We start from the raw sequence: 697 nt of genomic DNA, 5'->3' as shown, positions 1-697 counted from the left end.
GAATCGCGATAAAAAAGGGCGGATCACCAGCCGCGACTTTGGGCTGATGCAGATCAATGACCGCCATATTCCGGCGCTGCGGTCCCTGGGGATCTTGAGAAATGAGCAAGACTTGCTGAACAACCCGTGCCTCAATGTCCAAATCGGTGCCTGGATACTGGCTAAACACCTCAAACAATGCGGCGTCAATTGGCAATGCCTCGGTTCCTACAATGCCGGGTTTGCTGATGACAACGGTCCACGGCGTATGATTTATGCACGTAAGATCTATGCGACGTACACGAAGCTCAGGGGCGGTGCCGCATGATGGCCCCGTATGTCCTGAAGTTCTCACTACTGATAGCCCTGACCAGCGCCGCTCTGTTCATGGGTGCCCAACCGTTGGTTCATCGGGCGAAACAATTCTTGCTTGAGCATGATGGCCCGCCACTCACTCGGCTGCAGATCAGGGGGGTCACCCTCGTTTTCGCCGGTACCGGCACAGTCCTGATCGCAACGACAGCACTCGCGGGTTCTTCCTGGTTATGCACTGTCAAAATTCTGGGGCTGTTGGCGTGGGGGATCCCCATGGTGCTGCTTGATATGCGCAAGTACTGGCTACCGCTGCGTTATACCTCCGGATTCTGGCTGACAGGTCTGCTGTTTACCTTTCTGCCTGGGAGCTCGCTCACACTGACAGAGGCGCTCACAGGCAGTA

General features: G+C 56.0%; 1 protein-coding gene and 1 pseudogene. Both read left to right on the top strand.

Features of this window, described 5'->3' with window-relative positions; all coding sequences use genetic code 11:
• Positions 1 to 307 (top strand): lytic transglycosylase domain-containing protein (locus A6U95_RS31775; protein ID WP_139102341.1); only part of this gene is annotated, 307 nt, incomplete at its 5' end.
• Positions 304 to 697: pseudogene (locus A6U95_RS31770) on the top strand (hypothetical protein); the annotation flags it as partial. The gene A6U95_RS31775 and the pseudogene A6U95_RS31770, both read left to right, overlap by 4 nt.

Source organism: Serratia sp. 14-2641 (genome assembly GCF_001692375.1).
GTDB classification, from domain to species: domain Bacteria; phylum Pseudomonadota; class Gammaproteobacteria; order Enterobacterales; family Enterobacteriaceae; genus Chania; species Chania fonticola_C.
The sequence above is the reverse complement of the archived record's forward strand: the minus strand, read 5'-3'. Positions and strand labels throughout refer to the sequence as shown.